A 19,426-nucleotide genomic window follows, 5' to 3' on the forward strand; every position below is an offset into this window, starting at 1 on the left:
ATGGCGCCTTTCGGCGCCATTTTTATGCAGCAAGCATTACTTCTTGATGCGGATAACCGGGGTTTCACCCACAGTCACGCTACCGGACAGTTTGATCAGTTCTTTGATCTCGTCCATGTTGGAGATAACCACCGGAGTCAGGGTAGACTTGGCTTTCTCTTCCAGCAGCGGCAGATCGAATTCGATAACCGGGTCACCGACTTTCACGCGCTGGCCTTCTTCAGCGATACGCTTGAAGCCTTCGCCTTTCAGTTCAACGGTATCAATACCGAAGTGAACGAACAGCTCGATGCCGCTATCAGATTCAATAGAGAACGCATGGTTGGTTTCGAAAATTTTACCAATGGTACCGTCTACCGGCGCGACCATTTTGTTGCCGGTCGGTTTGATGGCAATCCCATCGCCCACAATTTTTTCCGCAAAAACCACATCCGGCACGTCTTCGATGTTGACGATCTCACCGGAGAGGGGAGCAATAATCTCAATAGTTCCGGTGTCTTTCTTGTCATCAGAAACCAGAGATTTCAATTTATCAAACAAACCCATGATCTTCTCCTAAGCAGTAATTTGGGCCGCGCATCTCTTGGATTAGCAGATTGTTTTTTCTTCAATGAACTTGTTAACCAGCGTCATTAACTCGTCCGTTGTCGGTTGAGCAAGAGCCTGCTCTGCTAATACTTTCGCATCTTCGAAGTTCGTATTACGAATAATCTTCTTGATGCGCGGGATGGAAATGGCGCTCATAGAGAATTCGTCCAGCCCCATACCCAGCAACAGAAGTGTAGCACGTTCATCGCCCGCAAGCTCACCGCACATGCCAGTCCATTTACCTTCAGCGTGAGAAGCATCAATAACTTGCTTAATCAGATTCAGTACAGACGGTGACATCGGCTGGTAAAGATGTGAAATCATATCATTACCACGGTCAACTGCCAGAGTATATTGCGTTAAATCATTGGTGCCGATACTAAAGAAATCAACTTCTTTGGCCAGATGACGAGCAATGGTCGCCGCAGCCGGTGTTTCCACCATCACGCCGATCTCAATGGATTCGTCAAATGCTTTACCTTCGTCACGCAGTTCCTGTTTGTAGATTTCGATCTCTTTCTTCAGCGCACGCACTTCTTCAACAGAGATGATCATCGGGAACATAATGCGCAGTTTACCGAAAGCGGAGGCACGCAGGATGGCGCGCACCTGATCGCGCAGGATCTCTTTACGATCCATCGCGATACGCACGGCACGCCAGCCGAGGAACGGGTTCTCTTCTTTCGGGAAGTTCATGTACGGCAGCTCTTTGTCGCCGCCAATGTCCATGGTACGCACGATAACAGCCTGAGAGCCACAGGCTTCAGCCACCGCTTTATAGGCCGCAAACTGCTCTTCTTCAGTTGGCAGCGCGTCACGGTCCATGAACAGGAATTCAGTACGATAGAGGCCTACGCCTTCGGCGCCGTTGCGCTCAGCACCTTCGACATCGCGAACGGTACCAATGTTGGCGCAGACTTCAACCTGATGGCCGTCGAGGGTAATCGCCGGCAGATCTTTCAGTTTCGCCAGTTCGGCTTTTTCTTCCGCAACCTGAGCCTGCAGATTACGCAGTGCTTCAATTTGCTCGTTAGACGGGTTGACCAGAACCCGGTTGTTCACCGCGTCTAGAATCAGATAGTCGCCATTTTTCACCTGCGCCGTGATGCCGCCGGTGCCCACGATGGCCGGCAGTTCCAGGGAACGCGCCATGATGGAGGTGTGAGAGGTACGGCCGCCCGCGTCGGTGATGAAGCCCAGCACTTTTTTCAGGTTCAGTTGTGCGGTTTCAGACGGGGTCAGATCGGCGGCGACGAGGATGACTTCATCCTGAATCGCGCTCAGATCGATAATCGACAGACCAAGGATGTTGCGCAGCAGGCGCTTACCGATGTCACGTACGTCAGCCGCACGTTCTTTCAGGTATTCATCGTCCAGCTCTTCCAGGGCAGTGGCCTGACCTTCGATAACTTCATTGGCTGCCGCGTCGGCAGTCATGTGCTTATCTTTAATCAGGGCTATGATTTCCTGCTCAAGCTCCTCATCTTCCAGCAGCATGATATGCCCTTCGAAGATGGCTTCTTTTTCTTCACCGAAAGTTTCACCAGCTTTGGTTTTTATGACCTCCAGCTGGGCGGAGGCCTTGGCGCGGCCGCTCAGGAAACGTTCGACTTCCTGATCAACCTTATCGGCAGAAATTTTCTTCCGGTCGATGACAATTTCATCTTCCTTCAGCAGCAGTGCTTTGCCGAAGGCGATACCCGGGGATGCTAAAATGCCTGAAATCATAACCCTACCTTACTTGTGACTGATATGAAAAAGAACCCGTGAACTTACTCGAGTTCAGCCATCAGTTTAACCAGATGCTCAACAGCTTTCTGCTCATCTTCGCCTTCAGCGGAGAGGGTCACTACGGTGCCCTGGGTCAGGCCCAGAGTCTGCAGTTTGAACAGGCTTTTGGCGCTGGCGCTTTTGCCGTTGGAGGTTACAGTGATCTCAGAAGTGAAGCCTTTAGCTTCTTTAACAAACTGAGCAGCAGGGCGGGTGTGCAGACCGTTCGGAGCGGTAATGGTAACTTCTTGCTGGAACATTATATTTCCCCAACTTATAGGTTTAGTGTTGTGGACCTAAAGTCTAGTCTAACGACTCGACTTTAGCCTGTATTGTTAGCGCCGGCGTTACGTTTCCGGCCTTGGCGTCGGCAGCGCCTGGCGCTGCGAAGACCTGCGGGCCATTGACGTCTAGCACGTCATTAAACATTATGCCGCGAAAGGAAGACTTGAACCAAATCATAAAATCGATTCAGCTGGCGGAAATCCTCTTCTGAATAATTTCGCGCATCAAAATAAATGTGCTGGTTAAATACCAGACCCTACGAGGTGAATCAATGCCAGGAGGGGTAAAACTTTGACGTATGCCACAAAAAAGCACCTGAAAAGGTGCTTTTTTACACATTATTTACAAGCTGGCACTACTGTTGCAGTTCTTTCTCAGTGAAGAGATCGGCAAATAGCGCGGTGCTTAAATAACGCTCACCAGAGGAAGGCAGGATAACCACAATATTCTTATTGGTAAAGGCCTCATCTTGCTGCAGCTTCAGCGCGGCGGCAACGGCGGCCCCGGAAGAGATACCCGCCAGGATGCCTTCTTCTTCCATCAGACGGCGCGCCGTGGAGATAGCTTCCTCGTTGGTAATGCCGATCACTTTGTCCACCAGCTTCAGATCCAGGTTGCCAGGAATGAAGCCGGCGCCGATACCCTGAATTTTGTGCGGACCCGGCTTGAGCTCTTCACCCGCCAGCGCCTGGGAGATGACCGGCGAATCGGTCGGTTCGACCGCGACGGTGATCAGATCTTTTTTGCCCTTGGTGTTTTTAATGTAGCGGCTGACGCCGGTCAGCGTACCGCCGGTGCCTACGCCAGAGATAAAGACATCCACCTGACCATCGGTGTCTTCCCAGATTTCCGGGCCAGTGGTCTTTTCGTGGATTTCCGGGTTAGCCGGGTTGCTGAACTGCTGCAGCAGCAGGAATTTTTCCGGGTTGCTGGCGACGATCTCTTCCGCTTTCTGAATGGCGCCTTTCATGCCTTTTGCGCCTTCGGTCAGTACCAGGTTGGCGCCCAGCGCTTTCAGCAGCTTGCGGCGCTCGATGCTCATGGTTTCCGGCATGGTTAGCGTTAGCTTGTAACCACGGGCCGCCGCCACGTAGGCGAGGGCGATACCGGTGTTGCCGCTGGTCGGTTCGACCAGTTCCACGCCAGGTTTCAGAACGCCGCGCTTTTCAGCATCCCAGATCATATTGGCGCCGATACGGCATTTTACGCTAAAGCTCGGGTTACGAGATTCTACCTTTGCCAGGATACGGCCGTTACCAATGCGGTTCAGTCGTACCAGCGGCGTGTGACCGATAGTCAGGGAGTTGTCTTCAAAAATCTTACTCATGGCCCGTCCTTAACTGTATGAAATTTGGGGGTACGGCATCAGCATACCCGCTTAAAGAATATGCGGAAGTAAGGATTTAGCATATCTATATGCGGAAGGGAAATAATGATAAGCAAGAAGGAATAAGCGAGATATAAGGAGCGGCCTCAGCCGCTCCCGGGGGGACGCGTTGACGCTACTTCCAGACCGCGTGCTTATCGCGATAGCAATCGACCCACATCGCGGTGGCGCCGCAGATGGCTACCGGCAGGATCACCAGGTTTAACACCGGGATCATGGTAAACAGGCTGGTGAGCGCCCCAAACTGCATATTCATCACTTTGCGGCTGCGCAGCGCTTCGCGCATGGTCCTGAAGGGGACCTTATGATTATCAAAGGGATAATCGCAGTATTGAATCGCCAGCATCCATGCGCTGAACAGGAACCAGAGTACCGGCGCGACGGTCTGCCCCACGCCGGGTATAAAGTAGAGCAGCAACAGCACGATGGCGCGGGGCAGGTACCAGGCCAGCTTCTGCCACTCACGCTTCATGATGCGCGGAATATCCTTCATGATGCCAAAGACGCCGACGTCCGGCGGGGTGGCGCCAGTCAGACGCGCTTCCAGCTGTTCCGCCAGCAGGCCGCTGAACGGCGCAGCTATCCAGTTGGCGATAGTCGAAAAGAAGTAACCAAACACCAGCAGAATCGAGAGCACCACCACCGGCCACAGCAGGTAGTTAAGCCACTGCAGCCAGTCCGGCACATGGCTCATCAGCGACGGGATCCAACTGTCGAGACGGGTAAACAGCCACCAGAAGGCTCCGCCCATCAGCAGCACGTTAACCAGCAAAGGCAAAAAGACATAACGCCGTATGCCCGGCAGCCCGATGAGTTTCCAGCCCTGCGAAAAATAATAAACGCCGCTACGCGGGGTCGGTGCGGATGATGAAACCATAGCCAGGCAATGCTCCTTTTTTAACATCCAGTGTGAATGCTCGCTTATTTTATCGGGTCGCCAGACAATAACCAGTTAGGAAATGTTCGAAAAAACAGCAAAAAGCACGATTTAGTTCATCTTTATGTGGTGAAAGCCACCGACGCACTTGCACTTGAGGTAATCGGCAAATACTCTTAGTGAGTAAATGTTTGCCGTGGTGGCAAGGTGTTAGAACAACAGAGAATATAATGATGCAGGATTTGCGTCTGATATTAATCATTGTTGGCGCGATCGCCATAATCGCTTTACTGGTACATGGTTTCTGGACCAGCCGTAAAGAACGTTCTTCGATGTTTCGCGATCGCCCACTGAAACGTATGAAGTCGCGCGACGATGAGTCGGAAAACGAAGACTTTGATGATAATGTTGAAGGCGTAGGTGAAGTCCGCGTTCATCCGGTCACTCACGCCCCGCACGGCGCGCATGGGGAGCATGAAGCCCCTCGTCAGGCGCCGCAGCACCAGTACCAGCCGCCTTACGAGCGCCAGATGCAGCAGCCTGTGCGTCCTGAAGAACCGGTTCGCCAGCCGCAGCAATCGCCGCGTCAGGCCCCGGTTCAACCGCAGGGACAGCAGCCTGCGCCGCATGTGGCTGCGCAGCCTGGCTGGCAACAGCCGCAGCCCGCGCAGCCGCCCGTGCAACCCCAACATCAGCCGCAGCCTGTTGTGCAGCAGCCTGTCGCACCGCAGCCGGTGACGCCGACCGTCGCTCAGCCGCAGCCCGCTGCCCCGCAGCAGCCTGCGCCACAGCCTGTTGCCACGCCGCAGCCCGCCGTCGCCGAACCGCAGCCGGTAGAGCCGCCGCAGCCGAAAGAGCGTAAAGAGACGGTCATTGTGATGAACGTCGCCGCCCATCATGGCGCACAGCTTAACGGCGAGGTGCTGATCAACAGCATCCAGCAGGCCGGCTTCAAGTTTGGTGAAATGAATATTTTCCACCGCCATCTGAGCCCGGATGGCAGCGGTCCGGTGCTGTTCAGCCTGGCCAACATGGTGAAACCGGGGACGTTCAATCCGGACAGCATGGCGGACATGATGACCCCTGGGGTGACTATCTTTATGCAGGTCCCTTCCTACGGTGATGAACTGCAGAACTTCAAGCTGATGCTGCAGTCTGCGCAGTATATCGCCGATGAAGTGGGCGGCGTGGTGCTTGACGATCAGCGTCGCATGATGACGCCGCAAAAACTGCGTGAATACCAGGATCGTATTCGCGAAGTGAAAGACGCGAACGCCTGACGTCCCGCGTTATCTCAACTCCTTCTCAACCCCCGCCTGTCGGGGGTTTTTTATCATTGATGGTGTGATATGGAACCGATCGAACAACAACTGACTGAACTGCGAACCACGCTTCGCCATCATGAATATCTGTACCACGTTATGGACGCGCCCGAAGTGCCCGATGCGGAATATGACCGCCTGATGCGCGAGCTGCGTGAGCTTGAGAGTCAACATCCGGAGCTGATTACCCCGGACTCGCCGACTCAGCGGGTGGGGGCGGCGCCACTGACTGCCTTCAGCCAGATCCGCCATGAAGTGCCGATGCTGTCGCTGGACAACGTGTTTGATGAAGAGAGCTTTCTCGCCTTCAACAAGCGGGTACAGGATCGCCTGAAAAGCACTGACGATCTCACCTACTGCTGCGAGCTTAAGCTCGACGGCCTCGCGGTGAGTATTCTCTACGAAAACGGCGTACTGATGCAGGCCGCGACCCGCGGCGACGGTACCACCGGCGAGGATATTACCTCCAATGTGCGAACCATTCGCACTATCCCCCTCAAGCTGCATGGCGAGAATATCCCGGCACGTCTTGAGGTGCGTGGTGAGGTTTTCCTTCCGCAGGCCGGGTTTGAAAAAATCAATGAAGAAGCGCGCCGCACCGGCGGAAAAGTGTTTGCTAACCCGCGTAATGCGGCGGCGGGTTCGTTGCGCCAGCTCGATCCGCGCATCACGGCGAAGCGACCGCTTACTTTCTTCTGCTACGGCGTTGGCGTGCTGGAGGGCGGTGAGCTGCCGGCCAGCCACTCGGCCCGTTTGCAGCAGTTCAAAGCCTGGGGACTGCCGGTGAGCGATCGCGTCACCCTGTGCCATACTCCCGAGGAAGTGCTCACTTACTATCGTAAAGTCGAGGAAGATCGTCCTCATCTGGGCTTTGACATTGATGGCGTGGTGATCAAAGTCGATTCGCTGGCGCTCCAGGAGCAGTTGGGTTTCGTGGCCCGCGCGCCGCGCTGGGCCGTGGCCTTTAAGTTCCCGGCACAGGAGCAGATGACTTTCGTCCGGGATGTGGAGTTCCAGGTTGGGCGCACCGGGGCGATCACGCCAGTGGCGCGCCTGGAGCCGGTCCATGTCGCCGGCGTGCTGGTGAGCAATGCCACCCTGCATAACGCCGATGAAATCGAACGCTTAGGTCTGAAAATCGGCGACAAGGTAGTGATTCGCCGGGCAGGCGACGTGATCCCGCAGGTGGTCAATGTGGTGCTTTCCGAGCGTCCGGCGGATGCCCGGGATGTTGTCTTCCCGACCCACTGCCCGGTATGTCAGTCCGACGTTGAGCGAGTGGAAGGCGAGGCGGTAGCCCGCTGTACGGGCGGCCTTATCTGCGGAGCGCAGCGTAAAGAGTCGCTTAAGCACTTCGTCTCCCGTCGCGCGCTGGACGTTGACGGCATGGGCGACAAGATCATCGACCAGTTGGTGGAGAAAGAGTACGTCCATACTCCGGCGGATCTGTTTCGCCTGAGCGCCGGGAAACTCACCGGGCTGGATCGGATGGGGCCGAAGTCCGCGCAAAATGTGGTCAATGCTCTGGAAAAAGCCAAAGAGACGACCTTCGCACGCTTTCTCTACGCGCTGGGTATTCGCGAGGTAGGCGAAGCGACGGCGGCGGCCCTGGCGGCGCATTTCGGCACTCTTGAAGCCCTGGAGCAGGCTTCCATTGAGGAGCTGCAAAAGGTCCCTGATGTTGGCATCGTGGTTGCCACCCATACCTTCAACTTCTTTGCCGAAGAGAGCAACCGCGATGTCATCGCACAGCTGCTGGCCGAAGGCGTTCACTGGCCAGCGCCAGTCGTGGTGAAAGCGGAAGAGATTGATAGCCCGTTTGCGGGTAAAACCGTGGTCCTGACCGGCAGCCTGAGCCAGCTGTCGCGGGATGACGCCAAAGCGCGTCTCGTCGCGCTGGGGGCGAAGGTGGCAGGTAGCGTGTCGAAGAAAACTGACCTGGTAATAGCCGGCGAAGCGGCGGGTTCTAAGCTGGCGAAAGCGCAGGAGCTGGGCATTGAGGTGATTGATGAAGCCGAAATGATGCGCCTGCTGGGAGAATAACGTGGATAAAGCGCAGTTGGTTGAAATAGCCAATACCGAGATGCCGTTCGGTAAATACAAGGGACGTCGTTTAATCGATGTCCCGGAAGAGTATTTACTGTGGTTTGCGCGTAAGGATCAGTTTCCTGCCGGTCATCTCGGCGAGCTGATGGCGTTGACCCTGCTGATTAAAACCGAGGGGCTGAGCGATCTGGTTCAGCCCCTGAAGAAAGCGCGTTAAGCTTTGGCGGCGTTGGCCTTTTCCTCAGCGAGACGCGCATCGGTTTGCTGCTTGTAGCGCCGCGCCAGCACCGCGCAGACCATCAGCTGGATTTGGTGGAAGATCATCAGCGGCAGCACCATGATGCCGAGGATGGAGGTCGGGAAGAGAATATTGGCCATCGGGATGCCGTTGGCCAGACTCTTTTTCGAACCGCAAAAGACGATAGTAATCTCATCGGCTTTGTTAAAGCCGCAGCGGCGGGCGACGAACACGTTAACGGCGATGACAATGGCCAGCAGCACCAGGCTGACCACCACGATAAACAGCAGTGATCCCAGACCGACTTTATGCCAGATGCCATTCACCACCGCCTCGCTAAAGGCGGAGTAAACCACCAGCAGAATCGAGGTCTGGTCGGTCTTACCAATCCACTTCTTATGCTTCGCCACCCAGTTGCCAATCCACGGCCGCGATAAGTGACCGAGTACGAAAGGCAGCAGCAGCTGCAGCATGATTTTACCGACCTGCTCCAGGCTGCCGCCTGCGCCATGAAGGTTCATCAGGACGCCCACCAGCAGCGGTGAAACAAAGATCCCCAGCAGGCTGGAGGCCGAGGCTGAGCACACCGCCGCCGCGACGTTGCCTCCGGCCAGCGAAGTAAAGGCGATAGCGGATTGCACGGTGGCCGGCAGAATGCACAGATAGATAAAGCCGCTGTAGAGCATCGGATCGACATTCACCGGCGCCCACCAGGCAAACAGAACCCCGAGTACCGGGAAGAGTATAAAGGTGCTGCACATCACCCACAGATGCAAACGCCAGTGGCCTCCGCCGGCGATAATCGCTTCCCGGGAGAGTTTAGCGCCGTGCATAAAGAACAGCAGGGCAATGGCGGCGGTGGTCAGATGTTCAAAGAAGGGAACGAAAGCGCCACGGGCGGGGAAGAATGAGGCCAGCAGGACAACGGTGACCAGGGTTGCCGTAAACGGATCGAGAATGCGGAAAAGTTTCATAAACGCTCCTGAAAAGAGATGCGCTATTGTGCTTTTTTTCATTTGAGAAATAAAATTGATTTATTGCATCTATTCATGAATAAAAAAGATGAATTACTCTCTGCGTCAGTTAAAAGTATTCGTCACCGTCGCCCGGGCCAGAAGCTTCAGCCGGGCAGGGGAGATGATTGGCTTAAGTCAGTCGGCCGTCAGCCATAGCGTCAAGGAGCTGGAGCACCAGACCGGCGTCCGGCTACTCGACCGTACCACTCGCGAAGTCGTGCTTACCGAAGCGGGTCAGCAGCTGGCGGGGCGACTGGAGCGTTTGCTCGATGAGTTGACGATTACCCTGCGTGACGCCGGGCGCGTCGGCCAGCAGATGAGCGGTACCGTCAAGGTCGCCGCCAGTCAGACGATTTCCGCCCACCTGATTCCGCAGTGTATTGCTCACAGCAACCGTCGTTATCCTGATATCGATTTTGTGTTGCACGACCGGCCACAGCAGTGGGTGCTGGAGAGTATTCGCCATGGGGAAGTGGATTTCGGCATTGTGATTGACCCTGGCCCGGCGGCAGATCTGCAATGTGAAGTGGTCCTCGCGGAACCCTTTTTGCTGCTCTGCCGGGAGGATCATCCTTTTGCCAGCCTGACGGAGGTGCCGTGGCAAGCCCTGCAGGATGAGAGACTGATCCTGCAGGACTATGCCTCCGGCAGCCGTCCGCTGATTGATGCGGCCCTTAGCAGGCTGGCTATCCGGGCGAACATTGTGCAGGAGATTGGTCACCCGGCAACGCTGTTTCCGATGGTAGAATCGGGAATTGGCATCAGCGTTCTGCCGGCGCTGGCGCTGCCGTTACCGCAGGGGAGCCATCTGACGGTGAAGCGGCTGACCCCGGTGATGGAGCGGCAGCTGATGCTGGCATGCCGGAAAAATCGCTCGCTGTCGACCGCCGCTCAGGCGTTATGGGAAATTGTGCGTGAAGAAGGGGCAAACTTAACCGCTGCGAGGGTGGAAGATCCGCTGTATCAGCGCTGACAGGGGGAGTGCTGCGGGGGGAACTCGCGGCAGGGCCGCAAACTGCGCATAGCAAAAAGGCGCCTTTAGGGCGCCTTTTTACATTGGTGGGTCGTGCAGGATGACTCGGCTTCGCCTCGCCCTTCGGGCCGTCGCCGCAAGCGGCTCCGTTGTCTCACTGCGTTCGACCCGAACCTGCGGCAGAGAAACTCGTCTCATCCTGAGACTCGCCCTGCGGGCCAACGCTGCCGCGTTGTTCAAAATTGTTCCCGACAATTTTGTCGAATCGTTGAGTTCGGCGCATAGCAAAAAGGCGCCTTTAGGGCGCCTTTTTACATTGGTGGGTCGTGCAGGATTCGAACCTGCGACCAATTGATTAAAAGTCAACTGCTCTACCAACTGAGCTAACGACCCGAAGTGGTGGGTGATGACGGGATCGAACCGCCGACCCCCTCCTTGTAAGGGAGGTGCTCTCCCAGCTGAGCTAATCACCCACTTCGGTACTTCACATTTTGACAGAAAATCCAGCTGGCGAGAAAGTGGTGGGTGATGACGGGATCGAACCGCCGACCCCCTCCTTGTAAGGGAGGTGCTCTCCCAGCTGAGCTAATCACCCACTTCTCAATTTTCTGTTCTACACGGCGGAGACTACGTTAAGTAGTGGTGGGTGATGACGGGATCGAACCGCCGACCCCCTCCTTGTAAGGGAGGTGCTCTCCCAGCTGAGCTAATCACCCCCGCTGTGTGGAGTCGCATTATAGGGAGAGTTGAAAATGAGTCAACGCCTTTTCTAAAGAATTCGTTCGTTCGTCGTAAAATTAAACAAAGCGATCGCAAAACCGGCGGCATAGCATGATTTATAAACAAAAATGGCAAACCGTGACGTTCCGACGGGAACAACATTGAGGAATCAGCCCACGGTGTTAGAATATTGACCCATAATTTCCACCGGACATTGCCGGCTATCGGCATCTTTATTAAACGTAAGGCCAATTCATGAAAATCAAAACTCGCTTCGCGCCAAGCCCAACAGGCTATCTGCACGTTGGCGGTGCGCGTACTGCTCTCTATTCCTGGCTTTTTGCTCGTAACCACGGCGGTGAGTTTGTGCTGCGTATTGAAGACACCGATCTTGAACGCTCCACCCCGGAAGCAATTGAAGCCATCATGGATGGCATGAACTGGCTGAATCTGCAATGGGATGAGGGCCCTTATTACCAGACCAAACGTTTCGACCGTTATAACAACGTGATCGATGAGATGCTGGAAGCTGGCACCGCTTATAAATGTTATTGCTCGAAAGAGCGTCTGGAAGCGCTGCGCGAAGAGCAAATGGCGAACGGTGAGAAGCCGCGTTACGATGGCCGCTGCCGCCATAGCCACGAGCATCATGCCGACGATGAGCCGTGCGTGGTGCGTTTTGCCAACCCGCAGGAAGGATCGGTTATTTTTGACGACCAGATCCGCGGACCGATTGAGTTCAGCAACCAGGAGCTGGACGATCTGATCATTCGCCGTACCGATGGCTCCCCGACCTACAACTTCTGCGTCGTAGTGGATGACTGGGATATGGCGATCACCCACGTGATCCGTGGTGAAGATCATATCAACAACACGCCGCGCCAGATCAACATCCTCAAAGCGCTGAATGCGCCGGTGCCGGTTTACGCGCACGTGTCGATGATCAACGGTGATGACGGTAAAAAACTGTCCAAACGCCACGGCGCAGTGAGCGTGATGCAGTATCGTGACGACGGTTATCTGCCGGAAGCGCTGCTTAACTATCTGGTACGTCTGGGCTGGTCCCATGGCGATCAGGAGATCTTCACCCGTGAAGAGATGATCGAGTTCTTCTCGCTGGGCGCAGTCAGCAAATCTGCGAGTGCGTTCAATACCGACAAACTGCTGTGGCTGAACCATCACTACATCAATACGCTGCCGGCGGAATACGTGGCGACGCATCTGCAGTGGCACATCGAGCAGGAAAATATCGATACCCGTAATGGCCCACAACTGGCCGAGCTGGTGAAACTGCTGGGCGAGCGTTGCAAAACGCTGAAAGAGATTGCTCAGAGCTGCCGCTACTTCTATGAAGAGTTCGCTGAGTTCGACGCCGATGCGGCGAAGAAACATCTGCGTCCGGTGGCGCGTCAGCCGCTGGAAGTGGTTCGCGACAAGCTGGCGGCGATCGGCGACTGGACAGCGGAGAACGTTCATCATGCGATTCAGGCAACCGCTGATGAGCTGGAAGTCGGCATGGGTAAAGTCGGCATGCCGCTGCGCGTGGCGGTTACCGGGGCAGGGCAGTCTCCTGCGCTTGATGTCACCGTCCACGCTATCGGTAAATCCCGTAGCGTTGAGCGTATCAACAAAGCGCTGGCTTTTATCGCTGAACGTGAAGGTCAGGCGTCCTGATTGGGACGTGGATGAAACAACGGCAGGTTACTCCTGCCGTTTTTTTTGTCTGTTACGCCGGGCTGGCGATGCCGAGGCGGGCAAGAAAGCCGCTAATCCCTTCCCGGGCCAGCAGATCGCGAAGCTGCAGCTGTTCGGCCGGGGTCATCAGTTGCAGGGTTTCCGTGATTTGCCGCCAGATCACGTCAGCCTCATTGACCAGATACGCGCCGGGCGATTCCGCCAAATGATTGTCGGTAAACAGATGGCGCCTGGCAGGCGCATTGGTCAGAAATTCGAGCACTGGTTTGTCGATGACCACCAGTCGCGCGCGTCCTCCTTTGACGCCGGGTATCGCTTCCGTACGCCATTTTTGCTGGCGAACCCAGCGATTGATCGTTTGTCTGGCGAGTCCCAGGCAGTCGGCGAGCTCTGCGGGTGTCATTTTATCTTTCAGTTTCATCATGATTTACCGATCGCGGAGCCCTAACCGAAGCAGTAACCCGGTGATCCCTTCGCGTAGCAACAGCGACATAAGCTGCTTCTGCTCGCTGGGAGTGAGCTCTTTGCTAAGGGTCAGCAGCAGCGATTCCAGATCGCTGTCGTGGGTAGAATAGGCGCCCGGTGTCTCTGCCACGCGCTGAGCGCTGCGGATAAACTCCCTGACTTGCTCATTGACATGGACCAGCCGCGCTTTGCCACCCTGGACGCCAGGCCGCGGAGAGGTTTGCCATCCTTCTTTCCGCACCCACTTATTGATGGTTTGCCGGCTGTAGCCGGTCAGATGGGCGATTTCTTCAGGTGTCATTCGTTCCTTGAGCATACTATTTCCTGAGTAAATGTATGGGAATTAGCTGCCCATGTTATAGCATCCTTTTACGTGAAAAAGTGACCTGTTTAACTTCTGGCTGCGATAAGGCTCGCAATGTCAGCGAGTTGCCTGCTTTTTCAGCGATTGAATAGCGAAGGATAATTTTGCCGTTGACACCTGAGCGAGGAATTCATATTATGCCGCCCGTCAACACGACACGCTTTACGTTACGGGGCTATAGCTCAGCTGGGAGAGCGCTTGCATGGCATGCAAGAGGTCAGCGGTTCGATCCCGCTTAGCTCCACCAAATTCTGCACCCAGCAGATTTGGTTCGTAAAGAGGTCCTGTGGGGCTATAGCTCAGCTGGGAGAGCGCTTGCATGGCATGCAAGAGGTCAGCGGTTCGATCCCGCTTAGCTCCACCAAAATTCAGAACCCTCGCCTCGGCGGGGGTTTTTGTTTTAGCTGTTTTCTTGTAAAGCACTTTCTGGTTAAGTCAGTTAATCTCCAGCTATTAAAATCGAAAGTAATTTCAGACTTTTTCCTGATAATTCACCTTGCCTGCCCTAAATAAGCAACATAACATTTCTCCATTAAACGTAATGCGGTTGCCGGAGTTTTAATTAACAAGAATGCTTGATAAAATTAACATTAATATCAAAAAAACTCTGCTGGCCTTTATCATCTGTTTAGCTGCCATTCCACTGGCCCGTTTTATTTCACCGCAAACGGTTATTGATGGCAATTCTATTTATATTGCCTGGCTACCAATCAGTGTGATGTTTTCGGTTATTTTTATTTTTGGCCGCTACGCGATTGCACCATTAATTCTCGCATTTGCTATCACCAATAGCTTTCTCATTGAATTAACGTTACCGCAGGCGCTTATTCTGCTCTTTTGTCAGCTGTTTGCTGTGTTTGTCTCCTGCGCTGTTTTACGCCTGATGGTGGGCAAGCGCTGGCGCTGTGGTCCCACGGCGAAACATATGGGGGCACGGATCTTCTGGGGCGGCTTCTTCGCGCCGGTGCTGCTGAAAATCACCATGTACCTCGCCGGGCAATATTTTGCGTTTCCATTATCTATTACCAGTTACTTTGGTAGTATGCCGTTGATTTATACCGTAATAGATATCCAAAGTTTAATCAGCGCGGCATTAATTTTTACGACGTTTCTTTATTATCCAATGCGGATGATTATCAATCCGCGCTATGCTCGCCGCTTCTGGCGGCAGGAATGCTTACCGTGGCTGGCACCCAAACATCGTTCCTTTACCCTATATTGGTTTATCTCGCTGGCAGTGTTATTAACGTTACTGTGCGCGCCGTATCAGTCTGAATTTATTGCCGGTTATTTAGTTCCGGTCATTTTTATTGTCTATTTCATCGGGATTAGCCGGATTGGTCATGCATTGCTGCGTATTTCATGGTCTGTCTCGGCCTTTTTGCTGGTGGTGTATAATAAAAACTTTCTCCAGGGTGTCCAGAGCGAGTATTCATTATCCTTTGTGCTGTCGGTCCTGATCTCCTTCACTATCTGTTTGTTTTATATGGCCGACATCTATGCGCGCAGCGACCGCAATAAACGCCGCTGGCGTAGCCAGGCGGAGGAGGATCCGCTGACGGGTTTACCTAACCTTCGTGCACTGGTGAGTCATTTGCAGAGCGGTCCTCTGCAGGCTATCTGCAGCTTGCGTATCGATAATCTCGATTTTCTTAGCCGGCATTATGGTCTGATGATGGGCGTGGACTGTAAACGGCAAATCATCCGGGCGCTGCAGCCGCTGTTGGGGGCAACGGATAAAGTCTTCCAGGTGCCCGGCAGCGAATTGATCCTCGTACTCGACGGACCGGACCCTGCTGCGCGGCTGAACCATATGGTCGCGATCCTCAACCATAAAAAGTTCAGCTGGCATAATCAGCCGCTGGATCTGGAGTTTGGCGCGGCATGGAGCCGTGACGACGGCCAGGGTGAGACGTTGCACCAGATGCTGGGTCAGCTCAGCTGGCTTTCCGAACAGGCGGGCAGTGAACGTCGGGTGCTGGCGCTGGATGAGGAGCAGGAACTGGTGGTGGATCAAACCACCGAGCAGGTACGCCTCCTGATGCGCGTCAAGCAGGTTCTCAAAGAGCGGGCGCTGGTGCTCTATGCGCAACCGATTCAAAATGCGGAGGGGGAGGGCTATCATGAAATCCTCACGCGCATGCGCTGTGGCGATAGCGTCATTATGCCGGATCAGTTTATCCCGCTGATTGTGCAGTTTAACCTCAGCCAGCGTTTTGACATGCTGGTGCTGGAGACCCTGTTCAGTGCGCTCCATCTGCATCCTGGCCAGCGATTCTCGGTTAACCTGCTGCCTTCAACCCTGATGCAAAAGGACAGCGCAGCGCAGATTATCGCGCTGTTTCAACGCTATCGCATTTCGCCAGATCTTATCACCATTGAGGTGACCGAAGAGCAGGCCTTCTCCAATGCCGACACCAGCCAGCAAAATCTTGAAGCGCTGCGCGCGTTTGGCTGCGCTATCGCCATTGATGACTTTGGCACCGGTTATGCGAACTATGAACGACTGAAGCATCTGCAGGCCGATATCATTAAGATTGACGGCTGCTTCGTCCGCGACATTCTGACGGACCCGCTGGATGCCATCATGGTGAAATCAATTGTCGAGATGGCGCGGGCGAAACAGATGAGCGTGGTGGCGGAATACGTCGAAAGCGAACCGCAAAAAGCGCGCTTGCTGGAACTGGGCGTGAATTATCTGCAGGGTTACCTGGTCGGTAAGCCTCAGCCGTTGGGCGAATGACGGGTAAAAAAAAGCCGGGCATTGCCCGGCTCAGATGACTGGCGCCTGTTACAGAACCAGTGCCGCAATCGAAGCGGACAGCACGCTAACCAGCGTGGAGCCGTAGACCAGCTTCAGACCGAAGCGAGAAACCACGTTGCCCTGTTCTTCGTTCAAACCTTTGATCGCCCCGGCGATGATGCCGATAGACGAGAAGTTGGCGAAGGAGACCAGGAAGATAGAGATAATGCCTTCCGCGCGCGGAGAGAGCGTCGAGGCGATTTTCTGCAGATCCATCATGGCGACGAATTCGTTGGAGACCAGCTTGGTGGCCATAATACTGCCCACTTGCAGCGCTTCGCTTGCCGGCACACCCATCACCCAGGCAACCGGGTAGAAGATATAGCCGAGGATCCCCTGGAAGGAGATGCTGTAGCCGAACCAGCCGGTCACGGTGGCGAACAGGGCGTTCAGCGCCGAGATCAGCGCGATGAAGCCGATCAGCATCGCCGCCACAATAATCGCGACTTTAAAGCCCGCCAGAATGTACTCGCCCAGCATTTCGAAGAAGCTCTGACCTTCGTGCAGATTCGACATCTGCAGATTTTCTTCGCTCTCTTCCACGCGGTAAGGGTTAATCAATGACAGAACGATAAAGGTGCTGAACATGTTGAGCACCAGCGCCGCGACGACATACTTCGGCTGCAGCATGGTCATGTACGCGCCTACGATGGACATCGACACGGTGGACATCGCCGTCGCCGCCATGGTGTACATGCGGTTGCGCGACATTTTGCCGAGAATATCTTTATAGGCGATGAAGTTTTCCGACTGACCGAGGATCAGCGAGCTCACGGCGTTGAAGGACTCCAGCTTGCCCATACCGTTGATTTTCGACAGGACGGTACCGATGGCGCGGATGACAATCGGCAGGATACGAATATGCTGCAAAATACCGATCAACGCGGAAATGAAGACGATAGGGCACAGAACCTTAAGGAAGAAGAAGGCCAGACCTTTATCGTTCATGCTGCCGAACACGAAGTTTGTCCCTTCGTTGGCAAATCCGAGAAGTTTTTCAAACATCTCAGAGAAGCCTTTCACAAAACCCAGACCAATATCGGAGTTCAGGAAGAACCAGGCCAGCAGGACTTCGATGACAAGCAGTTGAACAACATAACGAATACGGATCTTTTTACGGTCGTGACTGACCAACAGGGCCAGTATAGCCACCACAACGATCGCGAGGACAAAATGCAAGACGCGGTCCATAGTTGCTCCAAATATGAGGCAGGTTAAATTTCCGTGCACATTCTATGCAACGGCTTTAAAGAAAACGAGATCAATTGCACACTATTGCAAGGAACTGTGACCAATGGCAAAAATAGTGATCAAACATCCACTTTTGTTATGTTACGTAAAGGTTTTAAAAGTTGCATTCTTGTACTACTCTTAGTACTGGGCACGCTCGCGTGTTCTAACGCCCGTTTTTCATTTCCGGCCAGCTATTGTTCCCGCCTATCACAGCAATCATTATCTCCATTTTAAATGAACTTGATAATCATTCGCATTTTGATAGCATGAAACATAGCAAAGGCTATATTTCCAGAGGCAGAAGATGACTAGCAGTCGCGTTGAGAATAGCAGTAGTCGCGCCGCGCGCAAGGTGAAGCTCGCCCTCATGGGGCCCGCTTTCGTCGCTGCCATTGGCTATATCGATCCCGGTAATTTCGCCACTAACATTCAGGCTGGCGCCAGCTTTGGCTATCAGCTGCTGTGGGTCGTGGTATGGGCCAACCTGATGGCGATGCTGATCCAGGTGCTCTCTGCCAAACTGGGCATTGCCACCGGCAAAAATCTGGCCGAGCAGATCCGTGACCATTACCCGCGACCGGTGGTGTGGTTCTATTGGGTGCAGGCGGAAATCATTGCGATGGCCACCGACCTGGCTGAATTTATCGGCGCCGCGATTGGCTTTAAGCTGGTACTGGGCGTGTCGCTTCTGCAGGGGGCGGTGCTGACCGGGGTGGCGACCTTCCTGATCCTGATGCTGCAGCGGCGCGGGCAAAAACCGCTGGAGAAGGTGATTGGCGGGCTGCTGCTGTTTGTCGCCGTGGCCTATGTCGTGGAGTTGATCTTTTCTCAGCCCGCGCTGGCCCCCCTGACAAAAGGGCTGGTGATCCCTACGCTGCCCAACGGCGAGGCGGTATTCTTAGCCGCCGGGGTACTGGGGGCGACCATTATGCCGCACGTTATCTACTTACATTCCTCGCTTACCCAGCATCTGCACGGCGGTACGCGGAAAGAACGCTATAACGCGACCCGCTGGGATGTGGCGATCGCCATGACCATTGCCGGGTTCGTCAACCTGGCGATGATGGCGACCGCCGCGGCGGCATTCCATTTCAACGGCCATACCGGCGTCGCCGATCTCGATCAGGCTTACAGAACGCTGGAGCCACTGCTGAGCCACGCGGCGGCGACCATCTTTGGTCTGAGCCTGGTCGCTGCAGGTTTATCATCGACGGTAGTGGGTACCCTGGCAGGGCAGGTTGTGATGCAGGGGTTTATCCGTTTTCATATCCCGCTGTGGTTTCGTCGGGCGGTCACCATGCTGCCGTCGTTTGTGGTGATCCTGCTGGGGCTGGATCCTACGCGTATCCTGGTGATGAGTCAGGTGCTGCTGAGTTTTGGTATTGCGCTTGCCCTGGTGCCGCTGCTGATATTCACCAACGATGCGAAACTCATGGGGGATTTGGTGAACACTCGCTGGGTGAGAGGCACTGGCTGGGCAATTGTCGCTATTGTCGTGAGCCTGAACGGCTGGTTAATCGTGGGATCGCTGCTCGGCGTGGCGTAGTTCATTACCCATGCTGGATAACGTTAAGGGGAGCCAATGGGCTCCCCTTTAAGTCTGCTAGTGATGGCCATGTCCATGCCCACGTCCGCCCGGGCCTC

Annotated in this window: 16 protein-coding genes, 6 tRNA genes and 1 other RNA gene; 9 read left to right on the forward strand and 14 right to left on the reverse strand. The window is 54.7% G+C overall.

Annotated elements, in window-relative coordinates:
* Positions 1-36: 36 nt before the first annotated feature.
* The 5 genes from crr to cysZ form a co-directional block, all read right to left on the reverse strand.
* A complete protein-coding gene (gene crr, locus CWM53_RS11670) occupies positions 37-546 on the reverse strand; it encodes a PTS glucose transporter subunit IIA (RefSeq protein ID WP_008803873.1) in 510 nt (169 codons plus the stop codon).
* A gap of 42 nt (positions 547-588) precedes the next feature.
* Complete coding sequence (ptsI, locus tag CWM53_RS11675; protein WP_100730292.1) at positions 589-2,316, reverse strand: phosphoenolpyruvate-protein phosphotransferase PtsI; 1,728 nt, start codon at positions 2,314-2,316, stop codon at positions 589-591.
* Between the two features lie 44 nt (positions 2,317-2,360).
* Entirely contained in the window at positions 2,361-2,618 is a 258-nt protein-coding gene (ptsH, locus tag CWM53_RS11680; protein ID WP_002913505.1) for a phosphocarrier protein Hpr, read from the reverse strand.
* Between the two features lie 380 nt (positions 2,619-2,998).
* On the reverse strand, positions 2,999-3,970 hold the full coding sequence (gene cysK, locus CWM53_RS11685) for a cysteine synthase A (RefSeq protein ID WP_012967478.1): 972 nt from the start codon (positions 3,968-3,970) through the stop codon (positions 2,999-3,001).
* 175 nt (positions 3,971-4,145) lie between these two features.
* On the reverse strand, positions 4,146-4,907 hold the full coding sequence (gene cysZ / locus CWM53_RS11690; protein ID WP_008803876.1) for a sulfate transporter CysZ: 762 nt from the start codon (positions 4,905-4,907) through the stop codon (positions 4,146-4,148).
* A 230-nt stretch (positions 4,908-5,137) separates the two neighbouring features.
* Between cysZ and zipA the strand changes: the two genes are divergently transcribed.
* From zipA to CWM53_RS11705, 3 genes are all read left to right on the forward strand, one after another.
* Positions 5,138-6,187 carry a cell division protein ZipA gene (zipA, locus tag CWM53_RS11695; protein WP_064171320.1) on the forward strand — a complete coding sequence of 350 codons (1,050 nt, stop codon included), beginning with the start codon at positions 5,138-5,140 and terminating at the stop codon, positions 6,185-6,187.
* A gap of 69 nt (positions 6,188-6,256) precedes the next feature.
* Positions 6,257-8,272 (forward strand): NAD-dependent DNA ligase LigA, encoded by a 2,016-nt coding sequence (gene ligA / locus CWM53_RS11700; RefSeq protein WP_012540946.1) that lies wholly within the window; start codon positions 6,257-6,259, stop codon positions 8,270-8,272.
* A 1-nt stretch (position 8,273) separates the two neighbouring features.
* On the forward strand, positions 8,274-8,492 hold the full coding sequence (locus CWM53_RS11705; protein WP_002913440.1) for a DUF3820 family protein: 219 nt from the start codon (positions 8,274-8,276) through the stop codon (positions 8,490-8,492).
* Here the strand turns inward: CWM53_RS11705 and CWM53_RS11710 are convergent.
* Complete coding sequence (locus tag CWM53_RS11710; protein ID WP_074387906.1) at positions 8,489-9,487, reverse strand: bile acid:sodium symporter family protein; 999 nt, start codon at positions 9,485-9,487, stop codon at positions 8,489-8,491. The two genes, CWM53_RS11705 and CWM53_RS11710, sit on opposite strands and share 4 nt — an antisense overlap.
* Positions 9,488-9,575: 88 nt before the next feature.
* Between CWM53_RS11710 and CWM53_RS11715 the strand changes: the two genes are divergently transcribed.
* The gene (locus tag CWM53_RS11715; protein WP_049152906.1) at positions 9,576-10,502 is read left to right on the forward strand and encodes a LysR family transcriptional regulator; all 927 of its coding nucleotides are present in this window, start codon (positions 9,576-9,578) and stop codon (positions 10,500-10,502) included.
* Between the two features lie 84 nt (positions 10,503-10,586).
* Here CWM53_RS11715 and CWM53_RS11720 read toward each other — a convergent pair.
* The 5 genes from CWM53_RS11720 to CWM53_RS11740 form a co-directional block, all read right to left on the reverse strand.
* Positions 10,587-10,724, reverse strand: a non-coding RNA gene (locus tag CWM53_RS11720) — RtT sRNA.
* 95 nt (positions 10,725-10,819) lie between these two features.
* Positions 10,820-10,895 (reverse strand) — tRNA-Lys (locus CWM53_RS11725).
* Between the two features lie 4 nt (positions 10,896-10,899).
* Positions 10,900-10,975 (reverse strand) — tRNA-Val (locus CWM53_RS11730).
* A 46-nt stretch (positions 10,976-11,021) separates the two neighbouring features.
* Positions 11,022-11,097, reverse strand: a tRNA-Val gene (locus CWM53_RS11735).
* A gap of 45 nt (positions 11,098-11,142) precedes the next feature.
* Positions 11,143-11,218, reverse strand: a tRNA-Val gene (locus CWM53_RS11740).
* Between the two features lie 259 nt (positions 11,219-11,477).
* Here CWM53_RS11740 and gltX point away from each other — a divergent pair.
* A complete protein-coding gene (gltX, locus tag CWM53_RS11750) occupies positions 11,478-12,896 on the forward strand; it encodes a glutamate--tRNA ligase (RefSeq protein ID WP_008803881.1) in 1,419 nt (472 codons plus the stop codon).
* A gap of 52 nt (positions 12,897-12,948) precedes the next feature.
* Here gltX and CWM53_RS11755 read toward each other — a convergent pair whose 3' ends face one another.
* Entirely contained in the window at positions 12,949-13,341 is a 393-nt protein-coding gene (locus CWM53_RS11755) for a MerR family transcriptional regulator (RefSeq protein ID WP_074387907.1), read from the reverse strand.
* 3 nt (positions 13,342-13,344) lie between these two features.
* Positions 13,345-13,698: a YfeC-like transcriptional regulator gene (locus CWM53_RS11760; protein ID WP_061153736.1), complete on the reverse strand. Its 354-nt coding sequence runs from the start codon at positions 13,696-13,698 to the stop codon at positions 13,345-13,347.
* 219 nt (positions 13,699-13,917) lie between these two features.
* On the opposite strand from CWM53_RS11760, the gene CWM53_RS11765 reads away from it, so the two are divergent.
* From CWM53_RS11765 to CWM53_RS11775, 3 genes are all read left to right on the forward strand, one after another.
* Positions 13,918-13,993 (forward strand) — tRNA-Ala (locus CWM53_RS11765).
* 41 nt (positions 13,994-14,034) lie between these two features.
* Positions 14,035-14,110, forward strand: a tRNA-Ala gene (locus CWM53_RS11770).
* 207 nt (positions 14,111-14,317) lie between these two features.
* Complete coding sequence (locus CWM53_RS11775) at positions 14,318-16,489, forward strand: EAL domain-containing protein (protein ID WP_074387908.1); 2,172 nt, start codon at positions 14,318-14,320, stop codon at positions 16,487-16,489.
* 48 nt (positions 16,490-16,537) lie between these two features.
* Here CWM53_RS11775 and nupC read toward each other — a convergent pair whose 3' ends face one another.
* A complete protein-coding gene (gene nupC / locus CWM53_RS11780) occupies positions 16,538-17,740 on the reverse strand; it encodes a nucleoside permease NupC (protein ID WP_012540950.1) in 1,203 nt (400 codons plus the stop codon).
* A 346-nt stretch (positions 17,741-18,086) separates the two neighbouring features.
* On the opposite strand from nupC, the gene CWM53_RS11785 reads away from it, so the two are divergent.
* Positions 18,087-19,328 carry an Nramp family divalent metal transporter gene (locus CWM53_RS11785; RefSeq protein WP_061153738.1) on the forward strand — a complete coding sequence of 414 codons (1,242 nt, stop codon included), beginning with the start codon at positions 18,087-18,089 and terminating at the stop codon, positions 19,326-19,328.
* Positions 19,329-19,426: the final 98 nt, after the last annotated feature.

This window comes from Klebsiella sp. A-Nf5, assembly GCF_002810545.1.
Taxonomy (GTDB): domain Bacteria; phylum Pseudomonadota; class Gammaproteobacteria; order Enterobacterales; family Enterobacteriaceae; genus Klebsiella; species Klebsiella variicola.